This is a genomic window from Micromonospora sp. ALFpr18c (assembly GCF_008868155.1).
In the GTDB taxonomy this organism is placed as follows: Bacteria; Actinomycetota; Actinomycetes; order Mycobacteriales; family Micromonosporaceae; genus Micromonospora.
Map to the genome: position 1 here is coordinate 40,970 of NZ_WBKR01000013.1, position 19,155 is coordinate 60,124.

A 19,155-nucleotide genomic window follows, 5' to 3' on the forward strand; every position below is an offset into this window, starting at 1 on the left:
TTACCTCTCGTTGGCCTGCGAGCCGAGCTGCACGTCGTGCCAACCCGGGGTCAGCTGAAGGTCCTGCTTGCGAATCTGTCCGGTGCGGTCGCGCCAACAGAGGCTGACCTTCACCGGGCCGGTGACGTTGGCGCCCAGCCCGATGTGCACCTCGTTGCTGCGCTTGCCGGAGTGCCCGCCGCCACCGTCCACCTTGGAGACCAGCGTGCGGCCGTCGGGCGTGGTGACGGCGACCTGGGCGCCGACGGCGGGCGAGCCGCGGCCGGCCGGGTCGGCGGACTGGTGGGTCAGACGCAGGCCGAGGAAGGCCCCCGCGGTCGGACTGGTGTTGCGGTAGAAGATCGGCTCCGCCCACTGTCGGGCGACGGCGAGGTCGAGCCGGCCGTCACCGTCGGAGTCGCCGGTGGCCAGCCCCCGGGTGGGTACGGGGATGTCCAGCCCGATCTCGGGCGCGATGTTGACGTACCGGCCGTCCTCACCCCGGACGAACAGGTGCAGCCGCTGGTTGCCGCCAACGTCGTCGCCGGCGCGCACGTTCGGCCACCAGGCCGGGTTGTGGACCAGGGTGTCGTTGGTGGTGGCCAGCTCCTGGAGCTGGGGCCAACGGTTGACCTCACCCCGGACGAAGCCGGTGGCCTGGGCGATGGCGAGCCGGCCGCCGTTGTCGAAGTCGGCCATCTTGACGTCCCAACCCCAGCCCGACCAGGCCAGGCCCAGATCCGCGCTGCGGTCGTCGAACGGAGCGTCACCGCCGCTGAAACTGGTCTTGACCTCACCCTGGTTCTTCGCGGCGTTGATGAACGCGTAGTTGCTCTCGTGGATGCCGAACGGGGTGGTGATGTTGCTGACGAACAGGTCGTACAGCCCGTCGCCGTCGATGTCACCGAAGTCGGCGCCCATCCCCTTGAAGGAGTCCTTGCCGAGCACCTTGGACTTCGGGACGGTCGGGCCGCGAACCCCGTCGACCAGGACGAACTCGATGTTGCCGGGGGTGGAGCGGTTGTAGAGCAGCCGGTCCGGGCCGAAGTCGTGGGCCAGGTACAGCTCGGGCAGCAGGTCGCCGTCGATGTCGGCGGCCGACGCGCCGAGGGCCCAGCCCTTGGAGACGTCCCGGGGGATCACGTTGTTGACCCGCTGGAAGGTGGCGGTCGGCTCGGCGCCGGCGGCGCCGCCGGTCCACCGGAAGACGTAGTCCTCGCCACCGTTGATGCCGTTGGACATCGAGTCGTTCATCTCCACCCCGCCGTCGACCGTGTCGTCGAGGACCGGGCTGTGCGGGAAGTAGTTGCCGATGTAGATGTCGACGTGGCCGTCCCCGTCGAAGTCGTCGACCGCGACCGCGTTGGTGTTCCACAGTGGTCCGCTGTACTCGCCGGCACCGACGCCGGGCACCAACTCGACGGCACGGAAGGCGGTGTTGCCGAGGGCGAGGGCCCCGCCCCGGGCGAGGAAGAGGATCGGCGTACGGCCCCAGTAGTAGACCAGCAGGTCCATCCGGCCGTCCTCGTTGAAGTCACCCGGTGCGCAGCCCATCGGCGCGGTGATCCGACTGATCGGCAGTGGCGTGGGGTCCAGCGCGAACGGCTGGTACCGCTGCTCACCCCTGCCCGGTGTCGGCGTGACGATGCTCTGGTCGGTGCGGGGATCGGTGACGCAGAGGTCGTTGGCCAGGCCGTCGCCGTCCAGGTCGTTCATGGCGATGCCGGCACCTACGGAGGAGATCCAGGCGTCGATGTTGGTGTAGGCCTTGTTGACCTTCCGGACGGACTGCTGGACAGCCCCGGAGGGCAGGGCGATTCCCATGGGCTCGAACGCGTACCGGGACGCCAGCCCTGTCCGCTCCGCCGCGGAGGCGCTGGGCAACCGGACGGCGAAGAACATCCCGACCACGAGTGCGAGGCCGATGAACCCGGCGAGCTGCCGGCGCAGCAAGCCAAACGTCGCTGACATGAACTCAAGACCTCCCGTTTGTGACGGACTCGTCGGAGCGACCCACCGCGCGTCGCGGTGGCGTACCGGCCCGGGCCGGTCGGATCGCGGGCCGCGCCCGGCACCTGCGGTGTCGCCGGCCGGCCCGGCCCCGACCGGAGGCGGTCGACAGGCGACCGGTCCGGCGGCCGGGACGACCCGGACGAGGTTCGGTGCTGCCGCCCGCCCTGCGGGGGACGTGTCAGCAGATCCTCACAGGACGCCCGAACCCGGGCTACTCGAAAATTGCTGAGCATTGTCGTACATCGAATTGATGACACATCTAGATAATGCGTCCCAGGGACGGGACTCAGTTTTCGATAAAGACTCGCCAGATCACCGCGACGACTATGTGGAATTACTCCACAACAGCCCTGTCGAAATGCCGACGGATGTTCGTGCGCCAAATCTCGTACGGCGGGACCGGCCCCCCGGAGTCGGCCCCCGGAGCGGTGCCGTCGGCCAGCGCGACGGCAGCCGACACGGACAGGTCGGTCAGCGCGGCGGCGGCCACCGCCGAGTGCGGGGGCACGAAGCCCGCGTGCACCCGAGCCCGCATGGCGAACACACTGCCCAGCGCCAGCTCCGGCGCGTGCCGGCCGGCTCGGCGGCGCAGGGCCGCGAGGTCGTCCGCACCGCACCCACCGGCGAAGGTGGCGGCCAAACCGACACCGCTGAACAGGTCCGCCTGCCGTTGCGGGGCGAAGCGACGCACGGCGGCGTCCACGTCCTCCACCCGGGCGCCGTGGATGAACCACAGTGCCCGGCCGATCCCCTGGTCCACCGCACGGCCGAAGTAGTCCGGCCTCCCCTGCCAGGCGTACGGCGCGGGCACCCGCTGCTGGTCGACCCACGTGCCGACGTCGAAGTAGGCCAGGTCGAAGCCGTAGCCGTCCACCGCCAACCAGGTCATCGTCGGATGGAACGGGCCCGGCTCCAGGTCGGGCACCACCTTGCGCCACAACGGTCGGGGCAGCCGCGCCATCGCGAAGCCGATCCCGATGTAGGCCAGGAAGAGGTGTGGCGCACCCGGGCCGAGCAGCAGCTCACGGGTGCGTCGTCGGCGACCGGCGCCCATCGCGTCCAGCACGGTGAAGGCCATCGTGACGCCCTCGTACGCGAAGCCACGCATGCCGTCGTCGACCAGCTCGACCCGGTCGCGCACCTCGGTGAGGTCGCGGGCGTCGATGCCCCACTCGAAGCCGCACACGACGGCCCGGGGAATCGCCTCCAGCCGCGCGGTGGCGGGCGACGCCGGCCCGGGGAAGCCTCGGCGGGCGAAGCTGACCTCACTCAACGCCGGTGCCAGCGCGAGCCTGCGCAACGAGCCCAGAACGGTGGACATGTTTTCCTCCCGGACAGCGACGGACAGGACGGACGCCCGCCGCCGGCGGGCTGCCGACGGCGGGCACGGGTCACGACGGGCGCGGTGGCACGACCGGATCGAGCGGCACCCAGGCCGCCGCCCGGCGTGCCGCCGCCATGCTGGCCCAGGCCGTCAACTCGATCAGGGCACGATCGTCCGCCCCGCCGGCACGCACGGCGGCCACCACCTCGTCGTCGACCTGGTAGGCCGCGAACGCGGTGAGCAGCGCCAGCCGGCCGGCGGGGCGGTCGGCGGCGGGCAGGTCACCCACCGCGTCGCCGACCCAGGCCCGGCTGAGCCCCGTCGGGCGGCCATCCCAGGCGTCGAGCCGGGAGGCGACCAGGTCCCGTACCGACTCCGGCACCGAGCGGCGCCCGGCGGCGTCGACGGCCGCGGCGCCACGGGCGAGCGCGTCGGCCAGGATCGGGTTGCCGGCGGCCCAGGCGAGGTCCGGCGCGGGCGGCGCGGACGGCAGCAGCTCCAGCGCGGCGCCCGCCGGCCGGTCGCCCCGCGCCCCTCGGGCCATCAACCGACCGAAGGTCCGGCGTACGCCGCCACGGATCGGCTCGGGCACGCCGGCGGGAATCGGCGAGGGTTCGAGGAAGATGTTCACCATCCGGTTGAGGTACTGGAAGACCAGTGCGACGCCGAGAAGTTCGACGGCCTCGTCGCGGGCGACCGGGGGCACGGCGTGCCGGGCCGACGTCCGGTCCGTCGCGGCCCGGGCCCAGTCGGCGACCCGCGCCAACCGGGTGTCGGCGGGCGCGTCGCTCGCCGGCCGGACCAGGCCGGCGAGCGTCGCCGAGTGCACCTCCACGCAGTACGGGCAGGAGTTGGCCGCCGAGACCGCGGCCGCCACCGTCTCCCGGGTGGCGCGGTCCAACCGCCCGGCGGCGACCAGCGTCTCGCGCAGCGTCACCCAGCATGCGGCCAGCACCTGCGGCGCGGGCGAGTGCAGGCTGACCGGCGGCGCGAGCATGCCGAAGTCGCGCTCCACCTGCTGGTAGACGGCGGCCACCAGGCCGTCGGCCCGCTCGACCCGCACCGGGGTGACCCGCCGCACGTGCCCCCGCGAGGGCCGCCGGGCGACCCGTGCGTACAGACCGGTCACCGCCGCCGCGCTCCGCTCACCAGCGGCAGCACGGCGTCGCGGCTGCTGGTGGCCCCGTCCGGCGCGGGCGCGCCGTAGCGGACGTCCACGCCACGCGCGCGGGCGGCCTCGACGATGCCCGGCACGGCCCGCTCGGCCAGCGCCGCGATCGTCATCGCCGGGTTCACCGTCAGTCCGCCCGGCACGGCGGAGCCGTCGGTGACGAAGATGCCGGGATGGTCCCGCAACTCGTGCCGGTCGTCGAGGGCCGAGGTCGCCGGGTCGTCGCCGATCCGGCAGGAGGCCAGCGGGTGCACGGTGTACGCACCGACCACGTCGTTGGTCCACGGCATCACCCGCGCCAGGCCGTCACGCTCCAGGATGTCGCGCACCTCGGCGTCGGACAGCGCCCACCCGCGCAGGGTGTTCTCGGTCGGCTCGTAGCGCAACGAACCCCGGCCCAGCATCTGCTGCGACAGTCGCATCGAGTTGCCGCTGGACGGCGGCGGACCGAAGACACCCTCGTTGTCGTCCTCGCTCATCGTGAAGATGGTCAGCCACGACTGCCAGCGCCGCAGCAGCTCCTTCTTCTCGACGCCGAACCAGCTCGGGCCGACGGCGTCGGGCACCTGGGTGAGGATCGTGCCGAACCCCGGCGGGAAGTAGAGCTGCTCCAGCGAGTACCGCTCGTACTCGGGCAGGGATCCGTCGAGCCGGTCCCAGGTGGCCACACAGGGGCCCTTGCCGATCTGGTACGCCTCGTACGGCACGCCGTCGGGCCGGCTCAGGCCGAGCACGTCACGGATGCGGTCCTCGTCGAAGATCGCGGTGTTGAGCCGTTCGCCGTTGCCGGAGAAGTACCGGCCGACGGCGTGCGGCATGGCGCCGAGGGTCGGTTCCGAGCGCTGGAGGATGACCGGGGTGGCGCCGGCACCGGCGGCCAGTACGACGATCTTCGCGTCGATCGTGCCGCCGCCCACCTCGACCCGGTAGTCGACGTCGTCGAGCACCGTGTAGTGCACCCGGTAGCCGCCGTCGTCGGTACGGGACAGGTGCTGCACCTCGTGCAGCGGACGGATCTGCGCGCCGTGTGCCAGCGCGGCCGGCAGGTAGTTGAGCAACAGCGACCGCTTGGCGTCGAACCGGCAGCCGGACATCATCCAGTTGCAGTTCGTGCATCGGGACGTGTCGACCGCCGCCGGCACCGCGTTCGCGGTCCGTCCGGCGTGGTCGCAGGCCGCACCGAACAGCCCGCCGGAGAACGGCACGGTGTCCCAGGCGGTCTGGGTGACGGGCAGCGCCTCGGCCACCCGGTCGTACCACGGTTCGAGCGTGTCCCGGGACACCGCCGCCGGCCACATCCGCCGGTTGAAGCGTCCCTTGCGGTCGAAGACGAACCGGGGCGCGCGGGGCATCGCGGCGAAGTAGACCACGCTGCCACCGCCGACGCAGTTGCCGCTGAGCACGCTCATCCCGTCGCCGATGACGAAGTCGAAGATCCGGGTCGACGACGAGCCGAACTTGAAGTCGTGCTGGAAGTCCTCGCCGGTCAGCCACGGCCCGCGCTCCAGCACGACGACCCGCGCGCCGCCCGCGGCGAGGTGGTACGCGGTGATCGCGCCGCCGAAGCCGCTGCCGATCACGAGGACGTCGGTGCTCTCGGAACTCGTCATGAAGGGCTCCCGGAGGGGGTCGTGTCGGGGTGCGGTCGGGCCAGCTGCCGGCCGTAGCTGTAGGTGTCGAACCGCCACAGCCCGTCGCTGTCCGGCGCTCGGAAGCCCATCGTGGTCAGGCCGACGTGTCCGGCGGCGAGCGCCTCGACGGTGCTGGTGTGCGACCCCGCGTCGAAGGCGATGGTGCAGAACATGGCGAGGCTGATCCACGCGTCGCACTCCGGGTTCGCACGGTCGGTCAGCCGCTGCACCAGCAGCACCCGGTCCGGGTAGTGCAGCGAGACGAACGGCGGGACGTCGGCGTCCAGCTCGATACCGCTCTCGGCGGCGTAGGCGCGGGCGTGCTCGTTGAGGCCGTCGGCCAGCATGTCCAACGCCGGGGCCATGCCACCCTCGGCGGAGCGGAGGACCTCCAGCGCGCCGGAGGCGACGGCGCCGCCGCCGCGTGAGACACCGGCGACGGCCCGGTCTCCCGGCCAGCGCCGCTCGCCGGGCAGAATCGTGTCGGCATACGCTTCCAGCGACATCGTCCGCGCCTGCTCTGTTTCGATTTCCCTGGGCACGGGCATCACCTCCGACGATCTCTCGAATTGACAGAAAACGCGTTGCACGGCTGTGGCCGCGCAATGTCCGGGTCGCCGGAAACCGTCCGCGACATTCCTCCGTCGTGACGCAATCCAATGGTGGCCGGGCACCGGCACGGACACATCTCGCGGTTTGCTGTCCGCGTCCACAAAGAACGCAAGCGAGAGGACGTGGCGGGCGACCGGCTCGGGACGCGACGGGGCCGCCGCGCACCGCGCGGCCACCGGGGGCGAGGATCAGCCGGCCGACGCCACCGCGACGGACAGTTCCGCCGGCGCGCCGCGCAGCGCCACCACGCAGGTGGCGACCCGCCACCGGCCGGCGGTGAGCAACACCCACCGGTCCGGGGTGTGCCGGGCGTAGGTGAGCGGGGTGACCGCCGTGACACCGACCTTGTGCAGCGACTCCAGTGCCGACCAGACCCGGGTCGCCGCCGTGGACAGCGGCTCCCCGGTCTCGGCGGCTATCAGGTCGGCCAGGGCGAGGTGCCCACCGAGCAGCCGCCGCCACTCGGCGTGTTCGCGTCGCGCGACGGGTTCGAGGTCGCAGCCGACCGGCGTGCCCGAGACGACCGCCATTGTGTACGCCCCGCCGTGCGCCGCCGACACGCACCGGCCGCCGCCCAGCTCGGGCCGCCCGTCGGGGCGGTAGCGCACGGTCGTGCGGGCGCCGAGCAGTCGGGACACGGCCAGCGCGGTGTGCTCGCGGCGCCGTTCACGGCGCAGGCCCGGCTCGAGCACCGCGGCGGCGTCGAAGCCGGCCAGTTCGCGGAGTCTGCGGTGCAGGTACGGCCCGAACACCTGCGCCGGCCACGGGCCGGGCGGGCGACCTGCGGGCACCAGCCGCAGCCGCAGCCCGGTCCAGCGCTCGACGACCCGCCCACCGGCCACCGCTTCCAGGTCGAACCGGTGCACGTCGCCGTCGCGCTCCCGGCGGAGGGCGTACAGCGTCACCTGCTCGTACGGGCCGGCGCCGGCGAGCCAGATCCGGTCCACCCCCAGCGGTTGCAGCACCGCGTCGGGTGCCCAGGCCTGCACGGCGTGCAGCAGCGCGTCGCGCAGGCCGGGGTCGCCGAGGATCAGTGGTTCCGGCGGGGCGGCTCCGAACCACCACATCGCGCTGGCCCCGGCGAGTTCGGCGACGCAGCCGGACGTGGTGATCTCGCGGTACCGCAGCAGGCGGTGCAGCCTCCGGTCGCGGCGGACCAGCGTGTCGTACACCTCGCGGGCCGTGTTGATCGCCAGCGGTGGCTGTTCGGGGTGCCGCGCGGGAGGCACCGGCAGCGCGGTCGGGACGGGCACCGTGGCCGCCGGGTGCCACACGACCGGCATCCGGTCACGCACCCCGCCGGCGCCGCGGTGCCGCAACCGGGCGCGGACGCGCTCCACCTCGTCTCCGAGGTACGCGCTGCGCAGCGTTACCGTCGCCGTGCTGGGGTGCGCGCCGGCCACCGCGGTCAGCCGCAGCTCGACGACGCGGTCGCGGGGCACCACGAGCGGCTGACCGAACTCGACCGCCTCGATCACCGGAGGCCCGTCGTGCCCGGTCAGCGCCGCCCATCCCTGCGCGACGGCCTCGAGGGCGCACGCGGGCGGGAACACCGGCGCCGCGTCACCCCCGGGGTCGTCGAGGTACGGGTCCTCCCCCGGGCCCAGGGTCGTCGTCGTGACCAGCAGCCGACCCGGTTCGTGGACGAGCACCGAGGCGGTGAAGCGCGCGGCGGGGGCACCGCCGGGCAGCGTGCGGGGCCCCGTCGTGATCCGCTCCACGGTGTCCACCCTCCCGATGTGGTTGTGCGGTCAGGCGAAGTGGGCCTGGATCCGCTGACGCCAGACCTCGTACGCGGGCTCGGGCCCGTCCGGCCCGAGGGTGTCGCGCTCGGCGTCGGTGATCGCGGCCGCCTCCTGCGGGGTGCAACCGCAGAAGATCTCGGTGGCCAGGGGCGTGTGATCGGTGACCAGGCCGGCTCGCAGCCGCGCCTGCGCGGCGAAGGCGGAGCCCTGGGCGAGCTGCGGGCGGTACTGGGCGGCGTGGACGTACAGCTTCTTGAGGTCGTCGGAGTCGGCGCCGCCGGCGTAGGTGGCGGCCAGGCCCATGCCGCTCCACAGGTCGCCGTGGCGGGACTCGTCGAAGCGGCCGATCAGGTCGGCGGCGACGTCGGGGTCGGCGCCGGCGACGAACCAGCTGGCCCGCCCGATGCCCTGATCGATGGCGCGCCGCGCGTAGTCGCCGGGCACGTCCGGTGGCCACGCCACCGGCGCGACCTGCTGACGGCGCACGAAACGGTCGGTCTCGAAGTAGGCGCGGTAGAAGCCGAGTCCGTCGAGCACCAGCCAGCGCAGCAGCGGGTCCGGCGCGACGACGGCCCGCCAGCGCCACCTGGGCAGCTTGGCGTACGCCCAGCCGATCCCGACGTACGCCATGTAGACGTGCGGCGCTCCGGCGCCGGTCAGGAAACGGCCGGTGCGGCCGCCGCCCGGCGCGACACCGTCCAGGATGGCGTACCCCATGGCGGCGCCCTCGTAGGCGAACCCGCGGAACTGCCGCTCGATCAGGTCCAGGCGGTTGATGTCGGCGTCCTCGCGGGCCTCGACGGCCGCGCGGAAGCCGGTGAGGAAGCTGGCGCCCACCGACTCCAGCCTGCGGCGGGTGGGTTCGTCCTTGACGTGGAATCCCCGCCGGCTCATCGTCGTCTCGACGATGTCCGGCGTCATCAGTCGTGCACGGAGGGTGCGCCACAGGCCTGCCATCGGCTCTCCCCATGGAAGACGGACGCCCGTGGCGTCCGTGTCCTTGTCCCGGTGGATCCGGATGAGCCGAGGCTAGGGGCAGCCCGAGGTGATCGCCTACTTCACGGTTGCTCTGCGTGATCACATGATCACGCCCATTTTCCCGCCGGCGCCTGCGAACGTGATCGACACCCACCGTAATTACTGGTCGAGGGCCGGTCGAGTGACGGCACGAACAGAGAAGAACTACGGTCGCCAACTGAGGCACACTCGGAAAGTCTATTCGACACAGATCACTACCTGAGCGGGAGTGGCGAGGTATTACACGGAAGTTTATTGACCTTAAGGAACGGTCACCGCAGTTTCCCAATCCAATGTACCGCGCAGCTTCATCCAAAATTGGATTCGGTGCACCGTGAAGGATCAGACGGTCGAGCAGACAACTCGTTCGTGACGACTATCAGGAAGAGGGCACCGACGTGACCCAGGCACCCGACGTGATCGCCGATCTCACCGCGGAGAGCGAGGCCCTCGACGCCCTCGTGGCGAAGCTGGACGCCGAGCAGTGGGACACCCCGACCCCGGCGCACGGCTGGGCGATCCGGCACCAGATCGCCCACCTGGCCGCGACCTTCCGGCTCGCCGGACTGGCCGCCGCGCAGCCGGCCGCGTTCCAGCAGGTGGTCAGCCGACTCAGCGACGACTTCGACGCCAACGTGGCGGCCGCCATGGCCGACTTCGTCGTCGAGCCACCTGCGGTCCTGCTGTCCCGCTGGCGCACCGAGCGCGCCACGGCCGAGAAGGCACTCGCCGCGGTGCCGGCCGGCCAGCCGGTGCCGTGGCTGGTGCGCCCCCTGCCGGCACCGGTGCTTGCCGCGGCCGGGATGATGGAGGTCTTCGGGCACGGTCAGGACGTCGCGGACGCCCTGGGCGAGCGCCGGACGCCCACCGACCGACTCGGTCACCTGGTCGGCTTCGCCGTCCGGACCTGGGACTTCGGGTATCTGGCGCGCGGGCTGACGCCGCCGGACGTCGAGTTCCGCTTCGAGATCACCGCACCTTCCGGCGCGGTGTGGGCGTTCGGCCCGGAGGACGCCGAGCAGCGGATCACCGGCCCGGCCGAGGACTTCTGCCTGCTCGTGACCCGGCGCCGGCACCGGGACGACCTGACCATGACGGCGGTCGGCGACGAGGCCGACCACTGGCTGGACATCGCCCAGGCGTACCGGGGGCCGGCCGGGACCGGGCGCTCCCCGGGCCAGTTCAGCCGGAGTCCGCAACCGCAGTCCCGTTGACGAGATCGCACGCACGACGGCGTCGGATATCCGTCCGGCACCGTTGTGCCCGCCGGCCGGGGCGACGGACCGCACCTTTCCGCCATACCGGCCGGCGGGCACCCGACAAACCGGATCGAACAGCCAGAGATTGCCCGGCGACAGCGGCTAATGTCTTCACATTCGGGGCAAGCGTCCATTTTAGGCAGCCCTGACCAGTCTGCAGGAAACCGTATCTCCACCCGGGAAAATGGGTGTGTTGATTGCGGGTCCAGCGGCCGCTAGCATGGGCGCACCGTCGCCAACCATTGCTCTGCATCTATTCCCTTAGGTGCTTAACAAGTAATTGCCGCCCGGTGAACGAACCGGGGGCGCAAGCGGGACCGGCGTATCGCCACGCGCCACATCTGAGGTGCCCGGCCACCGGCACCAAATCCTGCGTCACACGTGTACCAACCATCGGATTGGGGGATGCGATGGAAGACAGTATCCAGAGAGCCGTCGGTCGCGTCATCAAGGCTATCCGGGATGATCTCGCTGAACAACACACCGTGGACGGCATGGCCAGGACCGCGATGTTCAGCAAGTTCCACTTCACCCGGATCTTCCAGCGAACGACCGGCATCTCTCCGGGACGCTTCCTCATGGTCATGCGGCTGCACCGCGCCAAACAGCTCCTGCTGTCCACCTCGTTGAGCGTCACCGAGATCACCCATGAGGTCGGTTACGCCAGTGTGGGCACCTTCAGCTCCCGGTTCAGCAGCAGCGTCGGCGTCTCGCCGAGCACCTTCCGCAGGCTGGGTGGGGTGACGCCGCAGGTTCCCGTCGACCGCCGGCCGGCCCCCCAGCCGCCGGTCACGACGATCATGGGCACGGTGCACGCGCCCGAGTTCGACCAGGACGGCGATCGCACCGTCTTCATCGGGCTCTTCCGCGACCCGGTACCACTCGGGCGCCCGGCGAGCTGCACCGTCCTCGAACGCCCCGGCCCCTACCGGCTGGAGAACCCACCGCCCGGGCAGTGGTACGTCCTCGCGTACTCCAGCCTCCGGGAGGGCCCGAGCTACTGGCGCGCCAACCCCGAGGACCAGGACGTGCTGATCGGCGCGTCCGGCCCACTCACCATCTGTCGGCGTCCGGGCGCGACGGAGGCGGACCTCCACCTGCGACGGATGACTCCCCTCGATCCGCCGATCCTGCTGGCCCTTCCCGTCCACTGAGCCGTACCCCTCCGAGCACCGCGCCCACGTCCCGCCCAGCGCCGCGTCACACGACGCCCACACGGACGGGACGGGGGGCGGATCGGCGCGGAGGGCCGGGACCGCCATCGACACCGCCGGACCGTGGCCCGAGGTCGGGCCACCGCGGCACACGTCGGCGTGGCCGTCGCTCCAGCCGGTCCACAGCAGGGTCAGGGTTCGGGGCCGTACCCCCGATCGACGCTGTGTCGCGCCCCGCGACGGCCGGTCGTCGGCCCGCCGGTGCGGCCCGCCCCGCACCGGATCCAGGGCCGGCGGGGGGCCGCGGACCGCGGCGACCTGCACGTCGGACAGCCGCGCCGTCCACCCCTGCGGCGTGGTCTTGTCGGGATGTGCGGCGCTGCCCCGCGACTGTGCTCCGAAGGGTCGTGCGAGCGAGTCTCTGCTGCTATCTTCATTGCGCGACGTCAGTTTCAAATCCGCACTGAGTGGTTGTCGATGACGTCGCATGAGCGACAGCCGGGGCCCGCCCAGCACACCCGGGCCGTCGCACCTCCGGTCTGTCGCACCCATGGCCGCCGTGGGCCGGATGACAGCCCGCGGCGCGCCTGACGCCTGTCGATGCGGCTAGCTCCCGCACCACCGGGAAACCAAGGGGCTGGGATGGTGGACAACTTCAGCGCACCGGCGCCGATGGCACCGCGACTCGGCAAACGCCAACGGCTGGCCCTCGGCGCGCTCGGTGCCTCGTTCCTGATGGTGGCGGTGGACAGCACCATCGTCTACGTCGCCATTCCGAGCATCCAACGTGGACTCGGGTTGTCCACGGTGACCGTCCAGTGGCTCATGTCGGCCTTCCTGCTCAGCTTCGGTGGCATGCTGTTGCTCAGCACCCGGCTGGCCGACCTGTTCGGGCGCCGCCGGTTGTTCACCACCGGCCTCGCTGTGGTGGCCGCCGCCTCGCTGCTGTCGGCCGTGGCCTGGTCGGGTGGTGCGCTGATCGCGGCCCGGGCCCTGCAGGGGGTCGGCGCGGCACTGGTCGCGACGACCGCGCTGCCGCTGCTCGCGTTGTCCCTCGGCAACGGCCCGGCCCGGTCCCGCGCGCTCGGCCTGTGGACCCTGATCGGCGCCTTCGGCGGCACGGCGGGGCTGCTGCTGGGCGGCATCCTCACCGACGGTCCCGGCTGGCGCTGGGTGTTCCTGCTGAACGTGCCGGTGGGCATCGCCGCCGCACTGCTCGCGCCGGTCCTGCCCGCCGACCGGTGCGCCCTTCCCGGCCGTCCGCTGGACGTGGCCGGCGCGGCGAGCCTGGTCGGCGCCCTGGTCCTGTTCGGGTGGACGATCGTCGGGGCGTTCGCCACCGAGGGCTCGGCCGTCAACGCCCTGCTGCGGTTGGCCGGCGCCGTCGTGCTGTTGCTGCTCTTCCTGGCGGTCGAGTCCCGTGCCGCCCGTCCCCTGGTCCGCCCCGGGCTGCTGCGCTCCCGGACCCGACTCGCCGGGCTCATCGTGCTGTTCACCGCCGGCACGATCGTCGACGGCGTGCTCCTGCTGATCACCCTCTACGGTCAGGAGTCGCTGGGGCTCTCCGCCACCGGCTTCGGCGTCCTGATGGTCGCGCTGACCCTGCCATCGGTGATCGGCTCGTACGCCGGCCAGGCCGTGGTGCTGCGGCACGGGCTGCGGACGGTCGCCATGGCCGGCATGGCGCTGGTCGGCGCCGGCCTGCTCGCGCTGACCATGGTGCGTGGCCCGCTGGCCGCCGGGTACATCGTCAGTGTGCTGCCGGTCATCGGGGTGGGCGCGGGAGCCGCCTTCGTGGCCGCGCAGATCGCCGTCACCCTCGGGGCCACCGACGCCGACTCGTCCGCCACGACGGGCCTCACCGACGCCTCGTTCAGCATGGGTGGAGCCATCGGGCTCGCCATCGTCTCGGCCGCCCTCGTCGCACACCAGGCGGCACCCGGCGCGCCCGCGGCGCCCGGACAGGTCGCCGCCGGCCTGCAGACCGCGTTCGCGGTCGCCGCCGGCCTCGCCGTGATCGGGCTTCTCGCGGCGCTCGTGCTGCTCCGGCGTGGCGGCAACCACCTGCCGATACGTCGATTCGACCCGTGAGGTGCGCAATTTTCTCGGGGTTGCCCGGTCGTACGGGCACTAGGATGACGCTGTGTCTCGACGTGGGTACGGACAGGACTGCTCGATCGCACGCGCTCTCGAGGTCGTCGGCGAGCGCTGGACGCTCCTCATCGTCCGCAACGCGCTGGTGGGTGACTGCCGCTTCGACTCGTTCCTCAGCGACCTCGGGATGGCCCGCAACGTCCTCGCCCAACGCCTGAACACCCTGGTCGAGGCCGGCATCTTCGAGCGGGTCCCCTACAAGTACCGCCCCCTGCGACACGAGTACCGGCTCACCGCGCGCGGACGGGACCTGGCGCCGGTGCTGATGGCGTTGATGCGGTGGGGTGACAAACACAGCACCGGTGCCGGCCAACCGGAACGGGCCAGCGTCCACACCACCTGCGAGCACCCGGTCGAGCTGGTGGTGATGTGCACCTCGTGCGGCGGGCCGGTCCCGGTGGACGAGGTGGCCACCCGTCCGACCACGTCGTCCTCTCCGGTGCCGGAGCAGGGCTCCATGATGGACAGTCGGTCGACGGTCCAATCGGTCACGTCCTGACCGTCCCGGCACGACCATCGGCCCGACGGGAAGGGCACGCCGGGAGACGCCTCGCGCTCGCACCGACCAGAGAATAAGGGGACGCATCCGGCAAGGAGGTCGTCCCGTGGTCCTGTCCGCCGCCCCGGCACCGATGGCCCACCATCAGCTCCTGGTCTTCCTCAGCGCCCTCACTGTCCTGCTGCTCCTCGCGCGTCTGCTCGGCGGGCTCGCCGAACGGCTCGGCATGCCCGCCGTGGTCGGCGAACTGCTCACCGGGGTCATCCTCGGCCCGTCGCTGCTCGGGCACCTCACGCCGGGGATCACCGGATGGCTGCTGCCCGACGACCCGGGACAGATGCATCTGCTGGACGCGGTCGCCCAACTCGGCCTCCTGCTGCTCGTCGGCATCACCGGCACCCACGTCGACGTGACGGTGCTGCGCCGTCACCGCCGGGCGGCCACCGCCGTCAGCGCGTGCGGGCTGCTGATCCCGCTCGCTCTGGGCATCGGCCTGGGCCTGCTGATCCCGGCCTCGGTCTCGGCGACACCCGCCGCGCAGCGGTGGACGTTCGCACTCCTCATCGGGGTGGCGATCTGCGTCTCCGCGGTGCCGGTCATCGCCAAGACCCTCTCGGACATGCGTCTGCTGCACCGGGACATCGGTCAGCTCACCCTCGCCGTCAGTGTCATCGACGACGTGGCCGGCTGGCTCCTGCTCTCGCTGGTCGCCACCGCCGCGACCGTCGGCCTGACCGTCGGCGCCGTCAGTCTCTCCGTCGCATACCTGCTGGGGTTCGTGGCGTTCGCCGCCACGGTGGGGCGGTTCCTGGTCCGCCGCGTGATGAAGCGCGTGGCGCGGTCGGGCGAGCCCGGACCGGCGGTGGCCGCCGCGGTCGTCATCGTGCTGGTCGGCGCGGTGATCACGCATTCGCTACGCATGGAGGCGCTCTTCGGCGCGCTGGTCGCGGGGGTCCTCATCGCCACCACCCGCTCGGCCCAGGTGCTCCTCGCGCCCTTGCGGGCGATCGTGCTGTCGGTCCTCGCCCCGATCTTCCTGGCCACCGCCGGCCTGCGGATGGACCTCACCGCGCTGGCGGAGCCGGCCGTGACGCTCACCGGGCTCGCCGTGCTGGCGGTGGCGATCGTCGGCAAGTTCACCGGCGCCTTCGTCGGCGCGTGGCTCGGCCGGCTCGACCGGTGGTCGGCGATGGCCCTCGGCGCCGGCATGAACGCCCGCGGCGTCATCCAGGTGATCGTCGCGCTGACCGGTCTGCGCCTGGGCGTACTGAACACGGCCATGTACACCGTCGTGGTGCTGGTCGCGATCGTCACCTCGCTGATGACACCGCCACTGCTGCGGTACGCCACGAACCGGATGGCCGAGGGCGAGACGGAACGGCTGCGCCGGCTCGAACACGACACGTGGCAGGGCCGCAGCCCGGCGACGGCGGTGACACCGACGGCGACCCCCGACCCCTGAGGCCCGACGAGCCCCGGTCGGTCGACCGGGGCTCGTCGGGCACAGCGGATCAGTTGAGGTCGAACCGGTCCAGTTCCATGACCTTCGTCCAGGCCTGGACGAAGTCGGTCACGAACTTGTCGCGCGCGTCCTGGCTGGCGTAGACCTCTGCCAGGGCCCGCAGCTGCGAGTTGGAGCCGAAGATGAGGTCGACCGCCGTGGCGGTCCACTTCACCTCGTCGGTGGACAGGTCACGGATCTCGTACACGTGCTCGTCGGACTTCGACGCGCTCCACCGGGTGCCCGGCGAGAGCAGGTTGGCGAAGAAGTCGTTGGTGAGCACACCCGGCCGGTCGGTGAGGACACCGTGCTGCACGCCGCCGGAGTTGGCGCCGAGGGACCGCAGGCCGCCGATGAGGACGGTCATCTCGGGTGCGGTCAGGTTCAGCATGTAGGCGCGGTCGATGAGCAGCACCTCCGGCTGGGTCTTCTCGCCCTCGCGCAGGTAGTTGCGGAAACCGTCGGCGCGCGGCTCGAGGACCCGGAAGGACTCGGCGTCGGTCTGCTCCTGGGTGGCGTCGGTGCGGCCCGGCCGGAACGGCACGGTCACCTCGACGCCGGCGTCGCGCGCCGCCTTCTCGACGGCGGCCGAACCGGCCAGCACGATCAGGTCGGCGAGCGAGATGCTCGCCCCACCGGCGGAGTTGAACTCCTGCTGGATGCCCTCGAGGGTGGTCAGGACGGTCGACAGCTGCTCGGGCTGGTTGACCTCCCAGCTGCGCTGCGGCTCGAGACGGATCCGCGCACCGTTGGCGCCACCACGCTTGTCGGTGTGCCGGAAGCTCGCGGCCGACGCCCAGGCGGTGGAGACCAGCTGGGCGGTCGTGAGACCGGACTCGAGGACCTTCGCCTTGAGTGCGGCGATGTCGGCGTCACCCACGAGGTCACCACTGGCGGCCGGCACCGGGTCCTGCCAGAGCTGCGGCTCGGCGACCCACGGACCCAGGAAACGGCTGACCGGGCCCATGTCGCGGTGCAGCAGCTTGTACCACGCCTTGGCGAAGGCCAACGCGAACTGGTCGGGGTTCTCCAGGAAGCGGCGCGAGATCTTCTCGTACGCCGGGTCGACGCGCAGCGACAGGTCGGTCGTGAGCATCGTCGGCTTGTGCTTCTTCGACGGGTCGTGGGCGTCCGGGATGATCGCCTCGGCGTCCTTGGCGACCCACTGCTTCGCGCCACCGGGGCTCGTGGTCAGCTCCCACTCGTAGCCGAACAGGATCTCGAAGTAGCGGTTGCTCCACTGCGTCGGCACGTCGGTCCACGTCACCTCGAGCCCACTGGTGATCGTGTCACCGCCCTTGCCGCTGCCGTAGGTGCTCAGCCAACCCAGGCCCTGCGCCTCCAGCGGGGCACCCTCGGGCTCCGCGCCCACGTGGCTGTCGGCGGCGCTGGCGCCGTGGGTCTTGCCGAAGGTGTGGCCACCGGCGATGAGAGCGACGGTCTCCTCGTCGTTCATCGCCATCCGGCGGAAGGTCTCGCGGATGAAGTGGGCCGCGGCGGCCGGGTCCGCGTTACCGCGGGGGCCCTCCGGGTTGACGTAGATGAGACCCATCTCGGTCGCGCCGACACCGGCCGCCATCTCCTTCTCGGAGGCGTACCGCTCGTCACCGAGCCAGGTGTCCTCCGGGCCCCAGAAGATCTCCTCGGGCTCCCAGACGTCCTCACGGCCGAAGCCGAAGCCGAAGGTCTTGAACCCCATCGACTCCAGGGCGACGTTGCCGGCGAGCACGAGCAGGTCAGCCCAGGAGATCTTCTGGCCGTACTTCTGCTTGACCGGCCAGAGCAGCCGGCGGGCCTTGTCGAGGTTGGCGTTGTCCGGCCAGCTGTTCAGCGGAGCGAAACGCTGACCACCCTCGCCGGCCCCGCCCCGACCGTCCTCGATGCGGTACGTGCCGGCGGCGTGCCAGCTCATCCGGATCATCAGGCCGCCGTAGTTGCCGAAGTCCGCCGGCCACCAGTCCTGCGAGGTGGTGAGCACGTCGACGATGTCCCGCTTGAGGGCCTCGACGTCGAGCTTGGCGAACTCCTTGGCGTAGCTGAAGTCCGCTCCCAGGGGGTTGCCCTTGGACGAGTGGGCGTGCAGCACCGAGAGGTCGAGCTGGTTGGGCCACCAGTCCCGGTTGCTGCGCGGACGGCCGCCGGCCTTCGGGGCCGGCGAGTCGATCGCCGGGTTCTCGCTCTCGCTGCCGCGCGCGGTCACCGAGTCGTGCGCGACCGGGCAGCCGGCCGCGGCCTTCTCGTCGATGCCCTGCGCACTGATGGGGCGGTTGTCCTGGGTGTCACTCATGTGCTTCCTTCCGAGCTTGCGGATCTCTGGGGCGTGCGGTCGGTCGCGCAGTCGGGACAGGTGCCCCAGTAGACGACCTCCGCCTCGTCGACCACGAAACCGTGGTCGCCCGAGGCGGTGAGACAGGGAGCGTGGCCGACGGCGCAGTCGACGTCGGCGATCGTGCCGCAGGAGCGGCACACGACATGGTGGTGGTTGTCCGCGACCCGCGACTCGTAGCGGGCGGTCGCGCCGGCGGGCTGGATTCGACGCACCAGACCGGCGTCGGTGAGCGCGCGCAGCACGTCGTACACCGCCTGGTGGGAGACCGTGGGATGGCCCGCGCGTACCAGTGCGATCATCGTGTCGGTGTCGACGTGCGGGTGGTCGCGCAGCGCCGCGAGCACCGCCAACCGGGGCCGGGTCACGCGCAACGAGGCCGCCCGCAGCTGCGCCTCGAAGTCGGACGTCACGCGGACGAACATATCCCAGTCTTCTGGAACAATTCAAGTTTGGTGCGAACTGGCGGCGACGTGTCGGCTCGGTCACTTCCGGGCGGGGCACGATCCGGGCCCGGGTCGCGGCCGCACGACTCACGAGACGAGGCCCCGACCAGCGCCAAGCGGGCGGTTTCTGGGGGTCCTCGCAACACCTGATGGCTTAGTACGGCAGCCGCCATTTGCTAGTACGGCAGCCGCCATTTGCTAGTTGGCCAGGGCATAGTCTCGGTTGAGTCGGGTGCGTTGGTGGAACCAGCGTGCTCGGGCTTGGTGGCGGCGTCGCCAGTTGCGCCAGTGGGTGTCGTGGTGGGTGGGTTTCGGTCGGTGCCA

The 19,155-nt window shown here is 71.6% G+C and carries 14 protein-coding genes; 5 read left to right on the top strand and 9 right to left on the bottom strand.

All coding sequences use genetic code 11. The annotated features are described in order from the left end of the window. The 7 genes from F8271_RS04830 to F8271_RS04860 all read right to left on the bottom strand — a co-directional run bounded on the left by F8271_RS04830 (position 1) and on the right by F8271_RS04860 (position 9,432). A complete protein-coding gene (locus F8271_RS04830; RefSeq protein WP_151488430.1) occupies positions 1-1,950 on the bottom strand; it encodes a CRTAC1 family protein in 1,950 nt (649 codons plus the stop codon). A 376-nt stretch (positions 1,951-2,326) separates the two neighbouring features. Continuing rightward, a complete protein-coding gene (locus F8271_RS04835; RefSeq protein WP_151488431.1) occupies positions 2,327-3,313 on the bottom strand; it encodes a DUF1702 family protein in 987 nt (328 codons plus the stop codon). A 70-nt stretch (positions 3,314-3,383) separates the two neighbouring features. Further along, positions 3,384-4,445, bottom strand: coding sequence for a carboxymuconolactone decarboxylase family protein (locus F8271_RS04840; RefSeq protein ID WP_151488432.1), 1,062 nt, complete (start codon positions 4,443-4,445; stop codon positions 3,384-3,386). After that, positions 4,442-6,097, bottom strand: coding sequence for an FAD-dependent oxidoreductase (locus F8271_RS04845; protein WP_151488433.1), 1,656 nt, complete (start codon positions 6,095-6,097; stop codon positions 4,442-4,444). The genes F8271_RS04840 and F8271_RS04845 overlap by 4 nt, the downstream gene beginning before the upstream one ends. Next, positions 6,094-6,624 carry a DUF5987 family protein gene (locus F8271_RS04850; RefSeq protein ID WP_151488434.1) on the bottom strand — a complete coding sequence of 177 codons (531 nt, stop codon included), beginning with the start codon at positions 6,622-6,624 and terminating at the stop codon, positions 6,094-6,096. Before F8271_RS04850 ends, F8271_RS04845 begins: the two co-directional genes overlap by 4 nt. Positions 6,625-6,918: 294 nt before the next feature. Beyond that, on the bottom strand, positions 6,919-8,451 hold the full coding sequence (locus tag F8271_RS04855) for a polyketide synthase dehydratase domain-containing protein (RefSeq protein WP_192580142.1): 1,533 nt from the start codon (positions 8,449-8,451) through the stop codon (positions 6,919-6,921). A 30-nt stretch (positions 8,452-8,481) separates the two neighbouring features. After that, the gene (locus tag F8271_RS04860) at positions 8,482-9,432 is read right to left on the bottom strand and encodes a DUF1702 family protein (RefSeq protein WP_151488436.1); all 951 of its coding nucleotides are present in this window, start codon (positions 9,430-9,432) and stop codon (positions 8,482-8,484) included. Between the two features lie 458 nt (positions 9,433-9,890). Between F8271_RS04860 and F8271_RS04865 the strand changes: the two genes are divergently transcribed. The 5 genes from F8271_RS04865 (at position 9,891) to F8271_RS04885 (ending at position 16,020) form a co-directional block, all read left to right on the top strand. Continuing rightward, positions 9,891-10,706: a TIGR03084 family metal-binding protein gene (locus tag F8271_RS04865; protein ID WP_151488437.1), complete on the top strand. Its 816-nt coding sequence runs from the start codon at positions 9,891-9,893 to the stop codon at positions 10,704-10,706. Positions 10,707-11,245: 539 nt separating this feature from the next. Next, positions 11,246-11,905 carry a helix-turn-helix transcriptional regulator gene (locus F8271_RS04870; RefSeq protein ID WP_225854167.1) on the top strand — a complete coding sequence of 220 codons (660 nt, stop codon included), beginning with the start codon at positions 11,246-11,248 and terminating at the stop codon, positions 11,903-11,905. A gap of 642 nt (positions 11,906-12,547) precedes the next feature. Continuing rightward, positions 12,548-13,996, top strand: a complete 1,449-nt coding sequence (locus F8271_RS04875) for an MFS transporter (protein WP_192580143.1) — start codon at positions 12,548-12,550, stop codon at positions 13,994-13,996. A 52-nt stretch (positions 13,997-14,048) separates the two neighbouring features. Next, positions 14,049-14,558: a helix-turn-helix domain-containing protein gene (locus F8271_RS04880; RefSeq protein ID WP_151488440.1), complete on the top strand. Its 510-nt coding sequence runs from the start codon at positions 14,049-14,051 to the stop codon at positions 14,556-14,558. 106 nt (positions 14,559-14,664) lie between these two features. Continuing rightward, positions 14,665-16,020: a cation:proton antiporter gene (locus F8271_RS04885; protein WP_151488441.1), complete on the top strand. Its 1,356-nt coding sequence runs from the start codon at positions 14,665-14,667 to the stop codon at positions 16,018-16,020. Positions 16,021-16,069: 49 nt separating this feature from the next. On the opposite strand, the gene katG is transcribed toward F8271_RS04885, so the two are convergent. Then, positions 16,070-18,346: a catalase/peroxidase HPI gene (katG, locus tag F8271_RS04890; protein WP_151488442.1), complete on the bottom strand. Its 2,277-nt coding sequence runs from the start codon at positions 18,344-18,346 to the stop codon at positions 16,070-16,072. Further along, the gene (locus F8271_RS04895) at positions 18,343-18,798 is read right to left on the bottom strand and encodes a Fur family transcriptional regulator (RefSeq protein ID WP_278123054.1); all 456 of its coding nucleotides are present in this window, start codon (positions 18,796-18,798) and stop codon (positions 18,343-18,345) included. Before F8271_RS04895 ends, katG begins: the two co-directional genes overlap by 4 nt. Positions 18,799-19,155: the final 357 nt, after the last annotated feature.

Excerpts from the sequence above, each read along its gene's own strand:
- F8271_RS04850 (WP_151488434.1), bottom strand. The coding sequence starts at position 6,624 with ATGTCGCTGGAAGCGTATGCCGACACGATTCTGCCCGGCGAGCGGCGC.
- F8271_RS04870 (WP_225854167.1), top strand. The coding sequence starts at position 11,246 with ATGGCCAGGACCGCGATGTTCAGCAAGTTCCACTTCACCCGGATCTTC.
- katG (WP_151488442.1), bottom strand. The coding sequence starts at position 18,346 with ATGAGTGACACCCAGGACAACCGCCCCATCAGTGCGCAGGGCATCGAC.
- F8271_RS04845 (WP_151488433.1), bottom strand. The coding sequence starts at position 6,097 with ATGACGAGTTCCGAGAGCACCGACGTCCTCGTGATCGGCAGCGGCTTC.
- F8271_RS04830 (WP_151488430.1), bottom strand. The coding sequence starts at position 1,950 with ATGTCAGCGACGTTTGGCTTGCTGCGCCGGCAGCTCGCCGGGTTCATC.
- F8271_RS04835 (WP_151488431.1), bottom strand. The coding sequence starts at position 3,313 with ATGTCCACCGTTCTGGGCTCGTTGCGCAGGCTCGCGCTGGCACCGGCG.
- F8271_RS04860 (WP_151488436.1), bottom strand. The coding sequence starts at position 9,432 with ATGGCAGGCCTGTGGCGCACCCTCCGTGCACGACTGATGACGCCGGAC.
- F8271_RS04875 (WP_192580143.1), top strand. The coding sequence starts at position 12,548 with ATGGTGGACAACTTCAGCGCACCGGCGCCGATGGCACCGCGACTCGGC.